Genomic DNA, 21,543 nt, shown 5'->3' with positions numbered 1-21,543 from the left:
GTTAGAATAGAATATTTTAACAATTAAATTTGTGTATCTATTAAAGCTCTAATTTCACTTAGTGTAGTTTCTTTAACTATTTTACCATCTTCAAAAACAACCTCTAGTAGGCCTTTCGCTTCTTCTTGCTCGGTTACGTCATCAAATAAAGTGAGTTCGCCATTTACTCTGTCTATTTTTAAGAGCCCTTTAGCCGATTTTTTCTTTGAGTCAGTTTTTGGGTCTTTAAAAATAGCTAAACGTTCACCTGCTTTAACTACACTCGTTGCTTTTACCGCAGAGCCATGTGTATCACGTGTTACGTATTGGTAGCTGTATGAGCCAATACCAAGTACGACCTTTGAAGCAAACCCTTTATCCATTAGGCGTTGTAGTATGTGGCGCTGACGTGCAAGAGTAATAGCATCGCCGTAAATAGCGCCAATGTGGTCATCGAGCAATTTATAGCCTTTTGAAGTTGTTGTACCGCCAAATATATCCCATAGACACTCTATAAGCCCTTTAACTTCACATTCCATCAGCTCAATAGTATTGCTACCTTCAAATCCATAATATTGACCATTAAAGCGATACGCTTCATAGCCTTTATTAATAACGTTAGCTTCAGCTTCTTTTTGTGTTTCAAATAACTCTTTGTAATCAGATACTGGTGAAACTTTGTAACCTGTTAATACTTTAACAGGATCGCCTGAGTCGGGGCGTATGACTAAGGTGCCATCGCGCGCCATTATTTCGCTTTTCAGCTGAGGCAAGTAGTCAGTAACAAGTGTCCAAAAGTCCCATGTGTCAGATACAACACTTAAAATCCCTTTTGGTGATTGCTCTTTCATTAAGTACTTAAAAAACTCTATTTCACCTTCCATAATCCATGAACAGGTAACCGAATGTTCAGTTGCATCTACAGAGCAGCCCACGAGTTCTTTATCAACATTTGCACCATAGTATTTTTCTGCAAATAAGACCGCCGGAATAGTGTCAGTCCCTACAAGCCCAGATGCTAAGTGACCAAACCCACTCATTGCTGCTGCGTGTTTTCCAAACATTCCTCTAAAGCTAAAGTCATGCCCTTGAAACGGCACAAACTCCATAGGCATTCCTGTTTTTTGTGCAAACTCTTTAAACACTTTTAAGTAGGCAACAGAGGTTGTTGTACTGGTTTGTATAGGCCAGTTCTCACAGCTTAATACGGTTTCAATCATATTTGTTAACCATTGAAAACCCGCTTTGGTGTTTACAATAGTTATGGGTGGTACTAAGTAAGGTACCAATGTTCCCTCTGGTAAGGCTTTAATTTTTAATGGTAAGTAACCTAAGTCATGTAAGTCTTCTAAGTATTTTACATCAACTGTATAGCCAAGCATTGAGCTCATTATACGTTTATGGTTAGCAACGGCAGTTGCTTTATCTAGTTTAAAAAACTCATTCCATTCTTCTAAAAGATAACTTTTAATAAAGTATTGAAGACCAACAAACGCAACTTTATCGTTATTTTCTATGTTGCTAAGCTTTCCGCTTCTTGATGTAAAGTTTGCATATACTTCACTTACATCTGGGTGATAAGCACGGCTATGAAATTCTTTATAAACATCTTTTTGCATACTTGCAGCTGTAATAGTCATGGTGTTTTCCTTACATCTCAATTATTTGTAAACTAATGGTGTTACTATTTTTAAACTCATTAGCCGGTTTAAACGAATCAGTTGTATAAATGCGCTCTATTAGGCCTTCAAAAACATCAAGCCCCTTTGAAAAAATACCGTGAGTTATAAAAAGAGAAACTTCAGCAGCACCATTGCTTTTTAGTACCTTTGCAAGTTCAATAAACGTTCTGCCGCCATCACAAATGTCATCAGCAATAAGTACGTTTTTACCTTTAACATCACCAATAATTTCTGTTTTTATTATTTCGCCTGTTTTTAAGTTTCTTACTTTTTGAGCTTGAATAACCTCGGGTACGCCATTGAATTTTTCTGAAATTTTAATCGTTTTTTTACTTGCTCCAGCGTCAGGAGAAATAAGCGTTAGTTCGCCTTTTGCTAAACGTTGGCTAAGCTCTTCACAGCGTCCAAGTAACGAAATTTGCTCAACATTAGTTACTCTATTAATTAAAGCAGGGGATACATCGCTATGCGCATCCCAAATAGTAACCTTTGAAAAATTTAAGCTATTAATAAAATTTGCCATAACAGCAGCGCCTAGCGCTTCTCCTTCAACGCATACTCGGTCTTGGCGTGCATAAGGAAAATAAGGAATAACAAGTTCGATAGGCGTGCTTTCATTTGTTAATCTTTTTAACGCATCAACAGCAATCATTAATCTAACCATTTTTGAAGAGTTGGTTAGTCGTTCAAAAATCTCTATTTTTATAGAGTCTGAAAAATTAGCAGTGTTGAATCTGACATGCTCTTCACCACCTGAAAAAGTAAAGTGATCATAATCAACTAACGATTTACTTCCTGTTGAGTTATAGCTAAATATTTTCATTTTTTGTCCTTTTAATGTTTGTGTCCTAGCGACACAATTAAATTATCAAATGTACCTATAGTAATCAAGCTGTTTTTTAAACTAAATCACTGAATCAATAATATGTCTGTAGTTTAACGGTAGGTTGAAATTGAGGTGTGTTTAATTTATTGTGTCACTAAGACATTAACTTTGCATGGGCATGCAATGACTAATCATTACGATATTACTGAATACAAAAATCCATTATTTACAGTCGACAGTGTGTTATTTACTGTTAAAAACGGTGCCCTAAAAGTACTGATGGTTAAGCGTGCGAGCGAGCCATTTGCAGGTCGGTGGGGGCTGCCAGGTGGGTTTGTTGACGTAGATATTGACGATAGCGTAAGTATGACGGCGCTTAGAAAGCTCAAAGAAAAAACCAGTGTGGCGCCTCAATATTTAGAGCAGTTGCAAACATACTCAGGTATTAATCGAGATCCTAGAGGGTTTAGTGTCACTTTAGTTTATTTTGCTTTAATTGCAGAGGCGCAAGTATCAACCCATATAGAAACGGTTGATGATGCAAAGTGGATAGATATAGATGAAGTAAATAATTTGCCAGTGGCTTTTGATCACAAGTATATTATTGAGCAAGCTAAAGCGCGTTTAAAACAAAAAGCATTGTACTCAATGGCGCCGGTTTATTGTTTGCCAGAGCATTTTACCGTAGGGCAGTTTAAGTCAGTCATTGAAACCATTATAGGTAAACCTGTTCAGCGTAAAAGTATAATAAGGCGCATTGAAGCTGCTGGTATGTTTGAAACACTAGATGAAAAAGTTAAATCTGGCGGTCGCTTAGCACAGTTATACAAAGTAAAAGTCGGCGTTGATATTGTAAATTTCGAACGTAATTTAAGTGTCTAATAAATTAAGTAAACGCACTTAAAGTAACTATAAGAGCGTTTATTTAAGCGGGAGGTGCTATATGGTAAATACTTTAATTATTAGAGCTATTTAGCTATTTGAATTATTCAGAGCTATCTGCAGTAATAAAGCTCTTTAGGAACTCACTTAACCTATTAGCCTCGTAAATGGCACTTTGTTCATCTGCGCCAAATGATATTACTTGACCAGGTGTGCCTTTGGTATTTGGCGCAAAATCCAATGCTATAAAATTCCCACCTCCTAGATTAAAAAATGGCACCCAATAAGGAGTAACATACATAGGTAAGGTTTTTACATTGCTTTCATTATCGGTGTCGAATAGCTCTTCTTGAGTCCATTCATTATAAATAGATTGCCAATCTCGCCATTCTTTTAAAATGCGTTGGGCATCCATAAATGCTGTATTTTCGACACCATTATGTAGTGTTAAAAACGATTTTAGTATAGCAGGAAATGCAAAGCCAGCTTCGTTTTTAAACTCAGCATAAATAGCATCGTTGTCTTTGGGCTCAATAACATTGAGGCTATTTTGTTTTACCAACGCTTTAAAATGTTGTTCTATCAATTTAAAGTCATCGCATGCATTAAGCTCAATAAATGGCGTTAAAAAGTCCGCTTTTTCTTTGCTTAACTTTTCAGCAACAAAGCTGTTTGGAACTTGGCTGCAAATAAATTTACCAGTTTCTTTAAATATATAGTCGTTTTCATTACCAAATAAGGGTCGTTCTGAACTACTGTTACTCGTGAATGAGTATATTTTTGGGGTTGAGGAATCGTCATTAACTAAGTTAAACCACTGGTTAAATAGAGGCGTTGCTTCTACTTCCATTGTTAAAATTTCTTTGTCCTGTAAAAAAGCAATACCATACACTTTTTCAGACGTTGTATCTGGGGTAATAATGAGCAACTTTAACGTACTCTTAGCTGTTAAATTTTGTATTTCTTTAAAAATAGACTCGCTAAAAATATCCATAGCATCAAAGCTATCTAAATTTTCAAACACTGGCAGTGTATTTATTTTGATTAAATCAAAGTGAAAATCATCCCACTTATTTTCTTTTAAATCTTCATTGTAAGTTATTATGCTTTTCATTTTTCCTCTTTTTATGTAATCCATTACGCTCATTTTTTGTAGCTTATCATTTTATTATACTTTATGAGAATAAATATGTAACACACTGTTTAATTTAAATTTATTTAAAGGTGTAATAGTTTGATAGTAATTATTTGCCTTATTTTTTATTTTAGAAAAGTATAATATGCTTATTAGCGTGAGCTTGTTATTTTAATTACAGGGGCGCTTAAAGGTCATAATAAGTAAATACACTATGTTAATAAGGCGTTTTAATTTTGAGCAGTAAAAATGTACTTTCTTATTATCGAGATTGCTATAGAGAAGATAGCGCAGATTTAAATTTATGGAATTTAAATAAACTAAAAAAAGAGGATCGCTTTGTTCTTCAAGGCCGAGATGATTTAGGTTCTGGGTTTTTACCGCGTCTTCCAATTCCTGCAGATTTTGCTAAGCAAATGATGAAGCGTGTAGAGATCTATCAGCGAGAGCGGGTACTACTTTATACACGCTTTATATTAGTTGGTAATCTTGAGGTTAGGGGGGAGTTGAAACAGGTTGTTTCGCCTATCTTATTTAATGAAGCTGTTATAGAAAAAGAACAGGATGACTATTACTTTTCTCTTACTGATGCTCAACCGGACATAAATGAATCATTAACTCAACTATTAATACCACAGGGTAACAAGCTTACAAGTATTGATGAAACAGCTGATATTGAGTCAGCTTATTTTTGGACCTCATTATTAAAAAAAAGCCCGATAGCGCTGAACCTATTTGAGCTTTTAAACTACCCTGAACTTGCTGATTCTGAAGAAATAAAAAAAGCCTTAAAAAGTAAAACCCCAACACTTTTACCTGCTTCTATGCTGGTTTTTGCTGAGCGCTCAAATAGTAGCCGAGGTGTTCTACATGAGCTAGAAGAAATCATTGAATCAGATGAACTATCACCGCCTATTAACGGTTTAATTGACACTTTGAAGCCTTCAATTAAAAATAAAAACCTGAAGTACGATTATTTGCCTGGGCTATTATCAGCTTCGCAAAAGAAAGTTATCTCAATTGCCGCAAATATTAATTTAGGCTGTGTTTCTGGACCGCCAGGCACGGGGAAAAGCTACACCATTGCAGCGATTGCAGCTGAGCATATGGCGCGAGGAGAATCGGTGCTTATTGTAGCAAACAATAATCCCGCACTGGATGTAATAGCCGATAAACTTGATGAAAACTTTGGGCTAAGCGATGTATCCATACGCGCCGGACAAAAAGAATTTTTAAAAAAATTAAAAGATTATATTGCCGATTTATTAGCAGGGTACTTAGCGGATGAACAAGATAACCCCGCGCTTATTGAGTCTGAACTAAACAAGCTAAATACCTCATTAAATGAATTAGAACTGCGCTTTAGTCAGTTTTGCCACCGAGCCATAATTAGAGGTAAAAGACTCAAAAATCTTGAAGATAAGAATATCGAATGGCTTAGCAATTTATACATTAAATTTGCTCGTCGTGGTATTAAGCAATTAGCAAAGCAGTGGTCTTCGTTAGAGCAAATAAATACCCAACAACTTAAAAGAGAAAAACTGGCGAGTAATTATTTAAGCGCGTTAAAAAATAAAAACCTTAAAGCGCTAATTGATACTCAGCGTAAATCGTTAAACGCATTTAACCAAGCTATTCGTAGTCGCACATCTAAAAGGCAGTTTGAGCTTTTTGATAATATAGAATACGAGGCTTTATTATCGGCTTTTCCGGTGTGGCTCGTAAGTTTAAATACCTTGTATAGAGTTCTACCGTTAAAAACCGAAATGTTCGACTTAGTTATTATTGACGAAGCGACACAATGTAACATCAGTAGTTGTTTACCTGCACTTTATCGCGCAAAGAGAGCGATTATTGTCGGTGATACTAAACAGTTAAAACATTACTCTTTTTTGGCAAAAAACAAAGAAGCCCAGCTTATGTCTAAGAATAATGTGAGCTTTAGCGATAAAGGCGTTATGAGCTATCGTGATAACTCTATTCTAGATCTGACCTTAAATGCATTAAACGATAATAAACAACTGGCATTTTTAGATGAACATTTTAGAAGCAAGCCTGAGTTAATTAATTTTAGTAACGAACATTTTTATCAATCAAAGTTAAAAATAATGCAGCACAGACCTTGTACAAGTACGGGTAACTTATTGGTACAACGCGTTAATGGAACTCGAGATAGTTCAGGTATTAATCATCTTGAGGCGGATAGTATTATAAACACGATTAAGCAACAAATTGATGATGATAAAAGCGCAGGGATCAGCCATAGCATTGGGGTTGTTTCGCCTTTTAGAAACCAAGCTGATTATATTACCAAAGAGATAGAAACTCACTTTAATGAAGCTGAGATAATAAAGTATAAACTGAGATCTGCCACTCCATTCGGTTTTCAAGGCGAGGAGCGAGACATTATGCTTATCTCTTTTGCGCTAGATAATAATGCTAAAAGAGCTGCGGCTTATATTAATAAAGCAGATGTATTTAATGTGTGTATTACACGAGCGAGGCAAAAACAATGTGTATTTTTATCAATAGATGAAACGCAATTGCCAGAGCATTATTTACTAAGATGTTATATAAGTTCAATAACGCAGTTTGAAGCAACTCACAATGTAACCTCTGATATTGATAAATTTCAGCAAAGTGTTATCTGTGAATTAACTAGTTTAAAAATAGAAACGTGGGCTGGTTACACGATAGCCGGAACGGATGTTGATATTCTTTGTCGGTATAATGGTCGATATCTTGCGATTAATTTAATTGGCTTTCCTGGGCCATGGGCTGATTTTTTTGAGCTCGATACCTATAAATTATTTAGCCGCGCTAACATTGATATACTGCCAATAAGTTATGGATTATGGGTTGTAGATAAAAGTACGTGTGTACAACACATTATTAGTAAGCTTAGGGTGTGTGAAACGTACTCGATAATGTAAAAGGAATTAAAATGTTTATGTCTTTGTTTAAGCCTGAGTATGGTTATTACGCATTGTTTGCAATGATCTTGTTAACTTTATTTAGCTTTTTAATTGGTTCACACAAAGCTAAAAAGCATAAAGCGCGGTCGAAAGAATTTTCTGATGAAGCTAAAAGTATGAATATGTCTTCAAAAGAGTTTGCAGGGATTATGGCCGATAAATATCAGGAAGAAATAGCTAAACGAAGTATTATAAAAAAGTTTCAGGTTTCTGTGTATGAGCATTTTACATTTATCTTTAGTGTCTTTTTAGTTGTTTCCCCTTTTTTATTAGCTGGGTATTGCCCCGTCATTTTAATTTTTGCTGATCATTATATCTATCATTGTATAGCCTACCTTGCTATTTGGAGTCTTTATATTTCTCTGTTAACAACTTTTATAAAAGGGGATGGGGGGATGATGTTACTTCCGCTGGTGATACCATTAATAATTTCTTTGTTAGCAAGTATAGTAGTTGTCTCGGTCAGGTTGCTAATCGATAATGTATAATTAAAAACCTTTAAAAAAAGACTCAGTAATCCTACAGAGTCTTTTTAATATTATTACCCTAAATTTATAGCTAAATATTTTATTTCGTCACCATTTATTTGCGGTAGAAAATAAATATCTTGGTACTTAAAATATTGTTGATCATTAATCGTGACAGCTTCTGCCGAAATAGGGAGGGTGTCGTAGGTTTGGCCTAAATCATAATTTTTAGCACTGCCTACCTTTATAGCCTGATTAACCACTATTTTAGGCTCATCAACTACTCTGTAGCCATTATTGTCTGCCACGTAATATACATTTTGGTAAGTATAGTAAGTGGTATTATGACGCTTAAAATGCGAGTAGTGCCTAGGTAATGAGCGTATTCTTAGACCTCTTGGTGGCTTAACAACATGGTAGCCTCTTTTCGCTTTTCTGTAGTAAATACCATCACTAAATGTAAACGTAATGCCATTAAATCTGATAGATGCACTATTGCGCGGTAAATGGTTAAAGTAGCGCCCAGGTCTGTAGGTAACTACCTTGTGGCGATTGTGTTTAAAATAATTACGTGTGCGTTGCTGTTGTTTGTAATGGGCAACTTTGCGCTTTTGCTCTTTGCGGTGCTCGCGTTTGGCTTGTTTGCGATCTTCTCTTTTGTTTTTTTTATATTCTATCCGCTGTTTTTTATCATCGCGGCGCTCATCTCGTTTGTATTCGATGCGTTTTGCGCGCTCATTATTAAAACTTTTTGTGTTTTCTCGCTCATTGGGCGCTGCATATGCAGCGTTAGATACTGCACTTATGGCAAGTAGAGCAGGGAGTAATTGAGTCAGTTTCATACTATTGCCTCGTGTATGTTGTTACATAACTAGGTTCAATACTAGCGCTTTAAACTGAATGGTAACTGACATGTAACCGATAACACGGCTGTGTTTACAGCTTTTTACTAACGTTTACTGTTCTTGACACAAGCCAACGTTTTCTCACATTTTTGACGATTTTAGGAACTTTTATAGGCTTTAAGTAGCGTAACTAATTGTTACGGCAAGTGCTTTTAACACTTGCCGTAATTTGTATTTAACCTGAACTTTAGATAATAAATTTATCTCGAGCAGCTATTTTCAGCGCTAATTGCGTTGAATTTACAAAAAGTCTCTGGCTAGAAAATAAACTTAAATATCACCATGGTTCAATATGTTAGTAAATCTCTTAGCCAGAGTTTAGATTAATTAGCGTTTTGGTTTTTCGGGTAAGGCGGCTTTTAATTGCTCCGGTGTCACGTTAAGTGCTTTTGCTACCACTGCTAAATCGGCATTAGGGCCGCCGGCATTTTGCATTGCTTGCATAAGTGCGTTTTCGCTAACGCCTAGTTTGTTAGCTGCCTCAGCAAACCCAGGTGGTGACATGCCACCACCATTAGGGCCACCTGCTTTTGGGCCACCGCCACCAGGTGGTTCATGGCGAGTTATTTTTGTACCTTCGGGCGGTTTAGCACCTACACCCGCTTGTGCTGTGGTCGTAAAGTTGTTTTGTGCAACCACGCCTTTTAAGCACTTTGGTAAATTAGGGAACGTATTACTGGCATGATAGTGGTAAGTAACTGTGCCGTTTTCACCCGTAGGGCCTGTGTGGCCATTACAGCTATCAAGCTCGGCGGGGGTTGTACCATCAACTTCTTGGCTTCCGTAAATTGGGTAGCCATCAAAGGCATAACCAAATAGGGCGCTTGGCTTTTGCGTCAAGTTATTACAGTTAGCGTTTACATGTTCGTGTTTATATACGCTGTCTATATCACTGGCGGTACCGTGGTAATGGTACCAACCACCTGGATCAATATGGCCTGCGCACGTATCTAGCGCTGGTAAATGCCCTGTATGCTGCACGCTTGGCGCATCCGAAAAAATAGGCACACCCGCAAGCGCTATACCTACTTTAGATACTGTGCCCAACGCTGTTGATTGCTCAGACATAACAGGGTGCAGTGGTAAAAGGGCGGTAATTTCTACGCTTTTATCTACCGATACATTAATACATGCATGATCAACGGTAGGGCGAATGGTCGCGTTATCCACAATATGTACGTTGCCGTCTTCATCGTAAAAGGTATAACCTTGCTCGTTAAGCATGGTTAAAAACGCTTTATCTAATCTATATAGGCCTGCATCGGTGCCATCCCAATCCCAAATTCCACCAACGTCGTCGAGCGTTTCTGGGCAAAAAGGACCTACTTCAATGTTGTCGGGCTGATATTTTAAAACCACTTGAGCACACTGGGTTTGTATGCCGTTTTCAAGTGTGCACTCTACAGTTTGTGGCAGCTTTACCATGGCTTTAATATTAAATGCATCGGTATTAATAAGCGTGTTTTTGGCCGTTTTTTCTTGAGAGGTTGCTGGTGTATTGTCGTTTTTGGCATGTTCACCACATGCAGATAAAAGTAGCGTGGCACTAAGCAGACAAAATGCGAGCTTGCCCTTTTTAGTATTACCACTAGGCGCTTTTAAGCGACCTCGCTTAATTGATTTCATATTTACCCCAAAACGATTTATATACGCAGGTTTTAGTATGGCAATAAATTGTGCAAATAAAATGAAAGTTTTATACCAATCCGCATAATTAAGTATTAATACGGATTGGTATTATTTAATGGTTTAAATCAGTTCGTAAAAAAGTAATGGTTTAAAAATCATACAGGGCTAATTACTAATGAGATGGTAGTAATACCAATTATTATCAAAAATAACAGTAAACTAATTCGTTTAATATCAATATTATCAAATTTATCTTTAGTTACTAGAATGTAAATCGTTCAGTTGATTGTTGCTAACAACATTTAACGTTTATTGATTTATTTAAAATAACAAAGGATAACGCTATGAAATACGAAGGGTTTACTACATTCAATACCATTGCAGATAGTGGAATTTTAACGGTTGCTTTTGACTACGCGCCGGTAAATGTTCAAGGTTTACCAATGCTTGCAGATTTAACAATGTTGGCACAAAAGTTAGAAGCCGATAAACAAATTAAAGTGGTGGTATTTCAATCGGCTCACCCAGAAATATTTGTTTCGCATGCCGATACCGATTTTTTAAAGGATATGTCTGATAAGGCTGTTCCACGAAATGAAGTAAAACTGCTCGACCTTCAAGTTGTGCTAGAGCGCATTAGTAGATTACCGCAAGCAACCATTGCAAAAATAGAAGGCTTTGCCCGAGGCGGCGGCCATGAGTTTGCGCTCGCATGCGATATGCGCTTTGCTGCACGCGGTAAAGCTAAGTTTATGCAAATGGAAGTGGGCATGGGTATTTTACCTTGTGGCGGTGGTGCATCGCGCATGGCGCGTCAAACAGGCTTAGGCCGAGCGCTTGAAATAGTACTGAGCGCCGATGATTTTGACGCAGACCAAGCCGAATTTTACGGCACCGTTAACCGCGCACTAAACCCAGACGAAATAGGCCCATACGTTGATAAGCTTGCAAAACGCATTGCGCTTTGGCCAAGCGAATCGATTAATGCGACCAAACAAGCAGTGTATGAGTCAATCGACTTACCTATTCAAGAAGCGCTACGCGCTGAAGCTTATTGGTTATATCAAGCGACAAGCCAAACACCTGCGTTAAGACGTTTTAAATACGCCGATGAGCAAGGTGCAGAGTACAGCATGGAAAACCAACGTAATTGGCCCGACATGGTGGTTTCAATTCAAGACGTTAAATAACGGTTTTAACTAAGGCGCAGTGCATAGCAGCGCGCCTTATTTTATTTAACTTCAGCTGTAGGCTTTGCTTTTACAGCGCAATAGGCGATAAACCATGAAAAAAATACTCATTATTTTTGCTCACCCAGCAGCTGCACGCTCAAATATAAATAAAGGGTTACGCAGCGCAGTAGAAGACCTTGAAGGCGTTACTGTTAATGACTTATACGCACATTACCCCGATCTGATGATTGATGTGCAGCGCGAGCAAGCGTTGTGCGAAGCACACGACATTATTGTTTTTCAGCATCCTTTTTACTGGTACTCAAGCCCAGCCATTATTAAACAGTGGTTTGACCTAGTACTTGAGCACGATTGGGCGTACGGCTCAAAAGGTGATGCATTAAAAAATAAATTGGCGCTACAGGCCATTACAACTGGCGGCGATGCCGATACCTATACGCCTACGGGCATAAATAAATTCACCATAGATCAACTCACTTCACCTTTTAAAGCCACTGTTAATTTATGCAAAATGCAGTGCTTACCACCATTTGTAATTAGTGGTGTGCACCGTGGTTTAGCACCAGAGCAGGTACATAATTATGCTCAGCAATATCGCCGGGCTATTTTAGCACTGCGAGATAGCAAGCTAGATGCAGCGCAGTTGGCGCACAGTGAATTTTTAAACTCTGATTTAAATAAACTTATTAGGAGGGACTAGCTATGGAAGGTTTTTTACTTCAAGTATTTATATTTTTAGCCGCTGCGGCCATTGCGGTACCCATAGCAAAAAAATTAGGCTTAGGCTCAGTGCTGGGTTATTTAATTGCCGGTATTATTATTGGGCCTTTTGGCGCCTCGTTAATTGGTGATGTAGAAGCCATTATGCACTTTACTGAATTTGGCGTAGTGATGATGCTATTTTTAGTTGGGCTTGAACTTAAACCGTCTTTACTGTGGCAGTTAAAGCTGCCTATTCTAGGTATTGGTGGTTCGCAGGTAATTGCTACAAGCATTATTATTACTGCTATTGCACTAATATTTTTACCGTGGCAGCAAGCATTGGCGGTTGGTTTAATCGTGTCGTTATCGTCTACGGCTATTGTGCTACAAACCCTTCAAGAAAAAGGCCAAATGAACACAGAGGCAGGGCGCAGTGTGTTTGCTGTATTGTTATTTCAAGATTTAGCGGTTATTCCTATGCTTGCAGCACTGCCGTTACTGGCAACACTTGCTATAGCGGGCCGCTCGCACCACAGCTCTGTGCTTTTTGATATAACAACACTGCCTAATTACTTGCGAGTGATACTGACTCTCGCGGCTATTTTTGCGGTATTTTTAATTGGTAAATTTGCCAGCCAGCCTATATTTAGAGCCGTAGCAAAAACCGGTATTCGCGAAGTGTTTGTTGCTGCTGCGCTTGCTTTGGTTATTGGTACCTCTTTGTTAATGCTTGCGGTAGGGCTATCGCCGGCGCTTGGGGCATTTTTAGCTGGTGTGGTACTTGCCGACAGCGAATTTAGACACGAGCTTGAAAGCGACATAGAGCCCTTTAAAGGCTTGCTGCTGGGGATATTTTTTATCTCCATTGGGGCGAGTTTAAACTTTACGTTAATTGGCGATAACCTATTACTAATTCTTGGCTTAACAACAGGCTTGATTGCCATAAAGTGGTTGGTATTAGTAATTGTTGGCAAGTTATTTAAAATTAGCTCGGGAGCGCGCTCGTTATTTGCCATTGCCTTAGCGCAAGGTGGAGAGTTTGCGTTTGTGTTATTTCAGTTTGCAAAAAATAACGGTGTATTAGCCAATAACGTGATTGATCCGCTTATATCGGCGGTGGCTATTTCAATGTTTTTAGCGCCGTTGTTATTTATTTTTCATGATAAGTTTTTAGCACAAAACCAAGCAATACCGGCACAAAGCTCAGAGCCCGATACCATAGCACAGCAAAATCATCGTGTTATTTTGGCAGGATTTGGCCGCTTAGGCACAGACCTTGGCCGCTTTTTAATATCTTCAGGTATTAAACCCGTTATTTTAGATAACGATGCTAACAACGTTAACCTACTGAGAAAACTCGGCTTTGAAGTGTATTATGGCGATGCCACGCGTTTAGATTTACTTCATGCAGCAGGAGCAGCATCGGCAGAACTACTGGTCATTACCATGAGCAATACCGAACGAGCCAAACATTTGGCTGAGCTGGCTAAAAAGCATTTTCCGTGGCTTAAAATAGTAATTAGTGCATACAACCGCGAAGCCGAGTTTAACCTCATGGATAGCGGCCTTAATAGCATTCATCGAGAAACATTTGGTAGTGCACTAGAAATGGGGCAAGCCGCTTTAGAAGCGTTAGGAGTAGAGCCCTATGAGGCTTACCGGTTACAACGTTTATTTAAACAAAAAGATGCTCATGTAATGCCTGAGCTTTATAAAAATCGCAACGAGCAAGAAAATTATATATCGGCGTATAAGCAGCATCATCAGCATCTTGAGCAAGTAATGAGTATAGATAGCGAAAACCTAAGAGCGACCGATAACGCCTGGAAAGCTAAAAACCCAACGTAGCGTTAGTTTATATCAAGCTATTATCAAATTATTCAATAAAGTGACTCTGCTAAAATGGGCATTATAAAAATAAAGGTTGGTTGCTACTATTTTTATATGCCCAAGGGGCTACCTATTAAAACAACGGAGAACAATTATGTTAGGCGAAAACCACTCAGTAGCGAACGAATTTCCACAGCACACAGACACACTCACATCGCTTATTAAAAGTGATGCAGAATTTGCACAGCAAGTTGAAAAATACAACGCACTGGATACACAAATTCGCGAGTTAGAACTTGAAAATGCGCCAATTGATGACGAAGCAATGCATCAGTTAAAGCATGATCGCGCAGTACTAAAAGACATCATCTATAAGCGTTTAACCAATAAATAATCGTTTTGTTTAAAACTTGAAGATTAAAACTAAAAACGCAAAAAGCACAAACCTAGGTTTGTGCTTTTGTATGTTACGGTTAAATAATTATATTTTTTCCCAGTAGGGTTCGTCACCAAAGTAGCCGCTAAAGTAGTCTATGAAGGCCCTTACTTTTGGTGCTAATAAACGCGAACTTGGGTAAACACTCCAAATAGCGGTGTCGGATGCCAGTGGGTAGTCTTGTAAAATTTGCACCAGCTCGCCGCTTTGTAGTTTTTTATAGGCACACCAGCTCGACATTAAGGTAATACCTAGGCCTTGCACGCACGCATCGCGCACCGCTTCACCGTTGTCGGCTTGTAATACGTTGTTGGTTTTAATGTTTTGTGTGCCCTCGGGTGTAATAAACGACCACGTAGTTAAACCATGTAAATTAACGCAAGTATGATTTTTTAAATCTTGCGGTGTTGTTGGGGTGCCGTGTTTTGCAAGGTAATTAGGCGATGCGCAAATTAAGCGTTTATCGCGGGCAATTTTTCGAGCAATTAGGGTTGAGTCGTTTAGGGCTGCATCGCGTATTGCTATATCAAAACCACCGCCTACCATATCAATAATGCTATCGCTCAAGCGTAAATCAATCGTCAGGTCGGGGTATTGCTCAATAAATCCAGCCAATGCAGGGATAATATGCATACGCCCGAACGAAGCAGGGGCGGTAATGCGTAATTTACCTTGTGGCGTTACGCTGCCAATACCTACCGAAGCGCGTGCCATTTCAACATTAGCAAGAACTTCCTCAGCGTGGGGTAAAAAAGCTTGGCCCTCTTCGGTTAGCGATACTTTTCGGGTTGTACGATGAATAAGTTTAACGCCGAGCGTTTCTTCAAGCTTATTCATTTGGGCACTAGAAACCGCAGCCGACAAACCTAACTCCTTGCCAGCTAAGCTAATATTGTGTGTTGTTGCGATTCTGACAAACAGATTTAAATGGGCAATGTTCATTATCAAATTTTTCAATAAACTGATTATTTAAACAACTATATTATCAATACTTAGTTGTGTAAATATACTAACAGCTTATTCATTGTGACTTTTCCTGTCGCGCTTACTATAAGCGCCTTTTTTTTTGGTATTTTTCTCGTTTAAATTTTTAAGTTTAGAGTGATCCTGCCTTATGAGCCGTAATACATCATTACTTCTAAAGTATTTATTCAAGCAAACTTGGCCTATGTTGGTTGGCTTGTTTTCTATTATGGGAAGCCAGCTGGTTGATAGTATTTTTATTGCTAAGTTAGGCGCTGATCCGCTCGCTGTAGTTGCCTTTAGTATTGCTATTTTTCAGGTAATTGTGGGAGTACAAGTAGGCTTAGGTATTGCTGCAACCGCGACCATTTCTACTGCACTTGGGGAAAACAAAGTTAACTACGCACGCTACTTAGGTAGCTTAATCGTACTTATTGGCACCGCAATAGTAACGCTGTTGTGCTTGGCGTTGTGGTTTTTTCAGCAACCTATCATTTTAGCGCTGGGTGCAACGCCTTCGTTATTTAATTTAACCGAGCTTTACTGGTTGCCTTGGCTAATAAGCGGCTGGCTTGGAGCGCTTCTTTATTTTGGTTACAGCATTTGCCGTGCCCATAACGAAACCTTATTGCCTGGGCGAATTATGGTGCTAACCAGCGTGTTAAATATAGCGCTCGATCCATTGTTTATGTTTACCTTTAATATGGGGTTAGCGGGGGCTGCATGGGCAAGCTGTGTTGCTTTTGCAATAGGCTTAGTCGTGGTGTTTTACACGCTTATTAAACGAGAACTTGTAACCTTTGATGTTTTAAAAAACCGCACCGAGCAGGCAATAAAAGCCATTGCAAAAATGATGGCACCGGCTTTACTTTCACAGTTTATTCCGCCTATTTCAGCCATGATAGTAACGGCACTGATTGCCGCGTATGGTGGGTTTGCTGTAGCAGCTTGGGGGCTTGCAAACCGTATTGAATATATAGCAATTATTTTAATTTTAGCGCTTACCATGGCGCTGCCCCCCATTATTGGAAATTTAAAAGGACGGGGCGAGTTTAGGCAAATATTAAACGTAGTAAAACTTGCGTGTGGTTTTGTTATTGGCATACAAATTTTATTAGCGGTTATTATGCTAGGTGTGGCTAACCCGCTCGCGAATGCGCTTAGCAATAATAGTGAAATTGTTGCTAATCTGGCAGATTACTTTGTACTTGTGCCCTTGAGTTACGCGGCTTTGGGTGTTTGTATGATCACGGTATCGGTATGTAACGCGCTGGGCTTTGCGACCACGGCCTTATTTATCTCTATATTGCGGCTATTTTTATGTTACTTACCACTACTTTGGTTAGGCTCGTATTTTTACGGTTTAACAGGGCTGTTTATTGGTATGGCATGCGGTAATACCTTATCGGGTATTGTGGGTTGGCAGCTTTTTAAGCAGCAATATAAGCGGTTAACAACACACGTTAGCGTGGGCTCCATCACTGTTTAATTATCAATATATTGAAGAAAGTTATTCTACTATAATTGCAATTATCAAAATAGTTGCATGCAATTATTATACACCTCATTGAATCATTGCTTAATCTATAGCAGCTAAATTTGCTGTGTTTAGGTCAAGCAATTGCAATAAAAATTGAGCTGCTTGAGGTGAATAACATGAAACTTTATAAACTATTTTTAATAGCAATAACGTTATACGCAGGCGCTGCAACGGCTGCGCAAGATTACTTTTCGATGAGCTACATCCAAGGTGAAGGAGACGTGCGAGGGGTTAAGGTGGCTTATCAATATGCCTTAGATTACCAAATAGAGGGCTTTGAAGAGCTAGAGATTTACCTAGAAGCCAATGCCAACTTTTTTGAATACGATGACCCAAAACGCTACGACGCTAATTTAGGTTTATCGCTCTCGCCAGTTATTTTTTATCCTATTGGCAGTATTGCTGGGAACCGCATTTTTGCCGAGTTTGGTATTGGTTTAAGCCTATTAGACGACACCAAATTTGCAGGTAAAAACATAAGCACCCATTACCAGTTTGAAGATCGCCTAGGCATTGCCATGAAATTTGGTGAGGCTGAGCAACACAGTGTGTCGCTCAAGTATTTTAATTATTCAAACGCAGGTATCAAAAAGCCTAACCCAGGCCTTGATTTTATATCGCTAAGCTACTCACGCGCACTTTAAGTGAGTAACTCAGCGCTTATAATATACGTAAAAATGCCACTAGGTCTGCTTGCTCTTGCTTGGTTAAATTAAGCTTTATAAGCAGGTCGGTGGTTTTAGGGAAATGTGGGTCGTTTAGTTGGTTTTTTCGTGGTCTTGGTCTTACTCCACCATGGTTGTATAAGGCGACAATACCGGCTAAATCATCAAATAAGCCGTTATGCATCCACGGAAATGTTTGCATTAAACCTAAAAGCGATGGCGTTCTAAATTGGCCAATATGTTCTGGGTCTTGGGTTGCGTCAAAGCGGCCTTTATCTTCAAAACGGCGGCCATAATAATGTAGCCCAGTGCCATGAAATTGATTGTCACTGAGCAGTGCACCATTATGACAGGTCATGCATTTGGCTTTAGTTCTGAATAGGTGCAGGCCATTTAACTCACTATCACTTAGACTACTCACTGCTTGTTGTGGGTTTTTATTAAGCTGCGTTAAAAACGTTTTATAGCGGCTATTTGGCGCGGCTAATGTGCGCTCAAACGCAACTAAGGCTTTTGCCATTTGCTCTGAAGTGAGGGTATTACTATTAAAAGCGCTTTGATTAAATACACGGTAGCTTTTATCTTTATTTACCCGCGCTAAGGCTATCTCAGGGTCTAAGTCCATTTCAATTGGGTTTGCTATGGGCATTAGCGCTTGTTGCTCTGGGGTGCTTGCGCGGCCGTCCCAAAAAAAACTTTGCCACTGATCAATACCAAAAATAGCAGGGGTGTTACGCGTGCCTATTTGCCCATCAATTCCCACTGCGGTTGTGCGGCCATCATGAAAGCCTTTGTCGCGCTCATGGCAGGTTGCGCAGCTAACGGTATTATTACGCGAGAGCTGCACATCATGAAAGAGCTTGTCACCTAAAGCAACATGCTCAGGTTTTGGCGAGGCTACAGGCAAAAGCGACATGGGCTCAACGCTTCTGCCATCACTGGTTTGAATAGCAGGCCAGTTTGCTTGGCCTTTGCTATACAGTGAGCGTAAATCGTGGCTACTTGTTGGTGTGGCGTTTAAGCTAAATGAGCACAGAAAAAAAATGCTTAATAACCTAATCATAGTTATAGCTAACTCCTAGCCAAAACATACGCCCAGGCTCAATACCCGATGCGCCTTCGTTTACTGTGTAAGTACGTGCATTCAACAAGTTAGAAATATCTGCTCTTATTTCAACTGACTGGGTTTTTGTTAGGTTGTGGCTATAGCGCAGGCTAAGGCCTAGCATGGTTCTGGCACGAATTTCTTGTTCTTCGTATACATCAACAAGTGTTGATTCTGCAGGACAATTTGCACAGCTCTGTTCAAGGCCTATGCTTTCGCTTGCGCCGGTACTAACAGCACTGGTGTAGCTATCACTAAAGGTTACGTTAAGCCCTGTGCTTAATGAATTGCTCCAATCAACATTCCAACCTAGCGCACCGGTTATCGGAGTGCCAAAGTTTGTACGAATTTGATCAAGTTGTCCAAGCGTTACAAGCTCGCCGCTGCCACTTGCATTTACGTAGTAAACGAGTTCGTCAAGGGGGGTATTTTCAGCAGTGGCATTGTAGTCATCGTTAGAGACTTTGTTTTCAGCGTAGGAGGCGTTAGCCCATAATGAATGGCTACCAAACTGCGCGCTCCAGGAAATAGAATAGCGCTCTGAGCTACCATCACCTTCGTTGGTCATACGAATATATTTATAGCCATCGCTACCTGCTTCTTCATCGGTAACCTGAGAAAATTGCTGATGCTTTTTACGTTTTACATATTTAATCGATACGTTACCTGCTTTTTCAAATGAATGTGCAATACCTAATGCGAGTTCATCATCGTACGGGGTGTTTACATCATCAAAGCGGTACTTAAATGCGCCAGTATAGTTAGAAGGTAGCCACCCTTGCAGGTAACCGTTTTCAATAGGGCGGTACTCTCGATATGAAAAACGCTGCTGCTCTTTGACTTTATAACCAATAATGGCAGAGTCGTAATAGCGGTTAACGCCTGCGCTAATAATAGTGCGGTTGTCGTTAAATACGTCGTAACCGAGCGATATACGTGGTGCGATATTATGATTGGCTAAAAAGTCATCATATTCGTAGCGCATACCTAAGTTTAGGTTTAGCTGCCCTAATGTGATGCTATCGGTTACATAAAACGAGGCACGATTAAGTGTTACGTTAATGTATTCGGCTGGGGTGACTAAACGGCCATTAAAATACTGCGCTGTAGCGGTTACATTATTTGTATAGGCAGTAATGTGCGCTTGATTATTAAAATCAATTTCGCCACCAAGTTGCGCTGCTAACTCATCAATAGAAATAGTGGTTTGAAGTGCTTGGCAATCAAGTGTGTAACCGCTGCAGTTAAGTGGCGTACTCGCGCTAGACCATATAATAGGGGAGTCGTAGCTGTAGCTATTTTGTATACGTTCGCGTTCTACTTCTTGGCGAATAAGTTCAATACCGGCCTTAATGCGGTGCTCAGTGTCTGCAAACTCCAGCGTTTTAAAATCAAGGGTGTTTTTCCAGCTGGTGGTGTATTGGGTATTATCTAGGGCGCCATACCCCCCTTGGCGAGAGTAACGTGTTTGCGCATCGCCTTGGTCGGCGTATTGCCCCCAATCTTTCCCTTTGGCTTGTAGCCAGCTATAAAAGTGAGCTGGGCCTTCTCGGCTGCTGTCACTCATACTAAAATTAAGATTACTGTGCCACGATGCAAAGTCAAAATGCTCGGTTAATGCCGCAACGGCGCCAATAGCACCGCCTTCTAAATGAAAGTCACTGTCTTTGGCATCCGTTATAAAATTATCAACTTCGTATGGAGAGTACATTAGTGTTAAATCTAGTGCATCTACCCAGCCATTTCGGTAGCCATACTTCACAATCGCATTTATGTTTGTTCTGCTTTGGGTTTTTACTTCCCCTAGCGATAAATCGCTGATGTCGCTGGTTAAGTAATTAACGCTCATCATTAAGCCATGGCGCTCATTAATTTGTTTATTAGCACGCAGGTTATAGCTAATTTTTTCGTATTTAGGCTCTTCAAGCGTGCTTTGGTCAACATTTTGCTGTGAACTGTCTTGATCAGCCTCTATAAAATGATAACTCCCCCAGCTACTTTGATTTCCCCGCACGCCAAAACTAAAGCTGTCGTTTGCAAATACGCTTTTGGTTTTACTATCAACAATACCACCCGAAAAACCACCAAATTCAGCCGGTATGTTATGATCATAAACAGTAATAGATTCAACTACATCGGAGTTTACGTTCATACTTTGTACGCCACCCGACACATCGTCTGATGAAGAGCTTAATCGGCTGCTGCTTGCTGGATCTATGCGGTTATTGTAATTTAACCCATCTAACGAAAACCCTGTTTGCCAAGGCTGCGCCCCTGAGATTGATATTTCTGGCGCGCTGATCTCAGCTAAGCTACCAATAGAGTACGCTTCGTTACTTAGCTGCACGCCAGGGAGCAATGCAATTAGCTCATTTATATCGCCATTGCCTTTAGGTGTGGCGTTTATAAAATCACGGTTTAAATAAGAACGCCCAATAACTTCGGGTACTTCTATGCCTATGTACTGGCCTTTTACTTCAATGTGCTCAAGTGCTTCACAGCGCTCTTTTTGCTCATCTTTAAGTTCGTTACATGGCTGTGGCTTTGGTTCGGTCTGCTGTTGCTGCTCTGCGGCGTATACACCCTGAGAAAGCAAAAGCAGACACGCGAGGGTAGTCGGTGTCTGCAT

General features: G+C 39.6%; 17 protein-coding genes. 9 read left to right on the top strand and 8 right to left on the bottom strand.

Translation table 11 applies throughout. From position 1 onward, the window contains the following. Positions 1-23: 23 nt before the first annotated feature. The gene (locus QUE46_RS13505; RefSeq protein WP_286245200.1) at positions 24-1,619 is read right to left on the bottom strand and encodes a nicotinate phosphoribosyltransferase; all 1,596 of its coding nucleotides are present in this window, start codon (positions 1,617-1,619) and stop codon (positions 24-26) included. A 10-nt stretch (positions 1,620-1,629) separates the two neighbouring features. After that, complete coding sequence (gene prs / locus QUE46_RS13500; protein ID WP_286245199.1) at positions 1,630-2,484, bottom strand: ribose-phosphate diphosphokinase; 855 nt, start codon at positions 2,482-2,484, stop codon at positions 1,630-1,632. A 186-nt stretch (positions 2,485-2,670) separates the two neighbouring features. Between prs and QUE46_RS13495 the strand changes: the two genes are divergently transcribed. Further along, positions 2,671-3,369 (top strand): NUDIX domain-containing protein, encoded by a 699-nt coding sequence (locus tag QUE46_RS13495; protein WP_286245198.1) that lies wholly within the window; start codon positions 2,671-2,673, stop codon positions 3,367-3,369. Between the two features lie 103 nt (positions 3,370-3,472). On the opposite strand, the gene QUE46_RS13490 is transcribed toward QUE46_RS13495, so the two are convergent. Continuing rightward, entirely contained in the window at positions 3,473-4,483 is a 1,011-nt protein-coding gene (locus tag QUE46_RS13490) for an SMI1/KNR4 family protein (RefSeq protein ID WP_286245197.1), read from the bottom strand. Positions 4,484-4,740: 257 nt separating this feature from the next. Here QUE46_RS13490 and QUE46_RS13485 point away from each other — a divergent pair, with 257 nt between their 5' ends. Both QUE46_RS13485 and QUE46_RS13480 read left to right on the top strand, forming a co-directional pair. Then, positions 4,741-7,437 carry a DEAD/DEAH box helicase gene (locus QUE46_RS13485; protein WP_286245196.1) on the top strand — a complete coding sequence of 899 codons (2,697 nt, stop codon included), beginning with the start codon at positions 4,741-4,743 and terminating at the stop codon, positions 7,435-7,437. 17 nt (positions 7,438-7,454) lie between these two features. Next, positions 7,455-7,967 (top strand): hypothetical protein, encoded by a 513-nt coding sequence (locus tag QUE46_RS13480; RefSeq protein WP_286245195.1) that lies wholly within the window; start codon positions 7,455-7,457, stop codon positions 7,965-7,967. Positions 7,968-8,020: 53 nt separating this feature from the next. On the opposite strand, the gene QUE46_RS13475 is transcribed toward QUE46_RS13480, so the two are convergent. Continuing rightward, complete coding sequence (locus QUE46_RS13475) at positions 8,021-8,788, bottom strand: DUF6515 family protein (protein WP_286245194.1); 768 nt, start codon at positions 8,786-8,788, stop codon at positions 8,021-8,023. Between the two features lie 390 nt (positions 8,789-9,178). Next, on the bottom strand, positions 9,179-10,477 hold the full coding sequence (locus tag QUE46_RS13470; RefSeq protein ID WP_286245193.1) for a YHYH protein: 1,299 nt from the start codon (positions 10,475-10,477) through the stop codon (positions 9,179-9,181). A 347-nt stretch (positions 10,478-10,824) separates the two neighbouring features. On the opposite strand from QUE46_RS13470, the gene QUE46_RS13465 reads away from it, so the two are divergent. From QUE46_RS13465 to QUE46_RS13450, 4 genes are all read left to right on the top strand, one after another. Continuing rightward, positions 10,825-11,670, top strand: a complete 846-nt coding sequence (locus tag QUE46_RS13465; protein WP_286245192.1) for an enoyl-CoA hydratase/isomerase family protein — start codon at positions 10,825-10,827, stop codon at positions 11,668-11,670. Between the two features lie 94 nt (positions 11,671-11,764). Further along, positions 11,765-12,373 carry an NAD(P)H-dependent oxidoreductase gene (locus QUE46_RS13460; RefSeq protein WP_286245191.1) on the top strand — a complete coding sequence of 203 codons (609 nt, stop codon included), beginning with the start codon at positions 11,765-11,767 and terminating at the stop codon, positions 12,371-12,373. A 2-nt stretch (positions 12,374-12,375) separates the two neighbouring features. Then, complete coding sequence (locus QUE46_RS13455) at positions 12,376-14,223, top strand: monovalent cation:proton antiporter-2 (CPA2) family protein (RefSeq protein ID WP_286245190.1); 1,848 nt, start codon at positions 12,376-12,378, stop codon at positions 14,221-14,223. A 136-nt stretch (positions 14,224-14,359) separates the two neighbouring features. After that, positions 14,360-14,599: a YdcH family protein gene (locus QUE46_RS13450; RefSeq protein WP_286245189.1), complete on the top strand. Its 240-nt coding sequence runs from the start codon at positions 14,360-14,362 to the stop codon at positions 14,597-14,599. A gap of 87 nt (positions 14,600-14,686) precedes the next feature. On the opposite strand, the gene QUE46_RS13445 is transcribed toward QUE46_RS13450, so the two are convergent. Beyond that, on the bottom strand, positions 14,687-15,583 hold the full coding sequence (locus QUE46_RS13445) for a LysR family transcriptional regulator (RefSeq protein WP_286245188.1): 897 nt from the start codon (positions 15,581-15,583) through the stop codon (positions 14,687-14,689). Between the two features lie 172 nt (positions 15,584-15,755). Here QUE46_RS13445 and QUE46_RS13440 point away from each other — a divergent pair, with 172 nt between their 5' ends. Both QUE46_RS13440 and QUE46_RS13435 read left to right on the top strand, forming a co-directional pair. Further along, positions 15,756-17,093: an MATE family efflux transporter gene (locus QUE46_RS13440; RefSeq protein ID WP_286245187.1), complete on the top strand. Its 1,338-nt coding sequence runs from the start codon at positions 15,756-15,758 to the stop codon at positions 17,091-17,093. Between the two features lie 167 nt (positions 17,094-17,260). Further along, positions 17,261-17,788: an acyloxyacyl hydrolase gene (locus QUE46_RS13435; RefSeq protein ID WP_286245186.1), complete on the top strand. Its 528-nt coding sequence runs from the start codon at positions 17,261-17,263 to the stop codon at positions 17,786-17,788. A gap of 16 nt (positions 17,789-17,804) precedes the next feature. Here QUE46_RS13435 and QUE46_RS13430 read toward each other — a convergent pair whose 3' ends face one another. Both QUE46_RS13430 and QUE46_RS13425 read right to left on the bottom strand, forming a co-directional pair. Further along, positions 17,805-18,872, bottom strand: a complete 1,068-nt coding sequence (locus tag QUE46_RS13430; RefSeq protein WP_286245185.1) for a cytochrome-c peroxidase — start codon at positions 18,870-18,872, stop codon at positions 17,805-17,807. Continuing rightward, positions 18,865-21,543 (bottom strand): porin, encoded by a 2,679-nt coding sequence (locus tag QUE46_RS13425; RefSeq protein WP_286245184.1) that lies wholly within the window; start codon positions 21,541-21,543, stop codon positions 18,865-18,867. The genes QUE46_RS13430 and QUE46_RS13425 overlap by 8 nt, the downstream gene beginning before the upstream one ends.

This window comes from Pseudoalteromonas sp. MM1 (assembly GCF_030296835.1).
GTDB lineage: Bacteria > Pseudomonadota > Gammaproteobacteria > Enterobacterales > Alteromonadaceae > Pseudoalteromonas.
The sequence above is the reverse complement of the archived record's forward strand: the minus strand, read 5'-3'. Positions and strand labels throughout refer to the sequence as shown.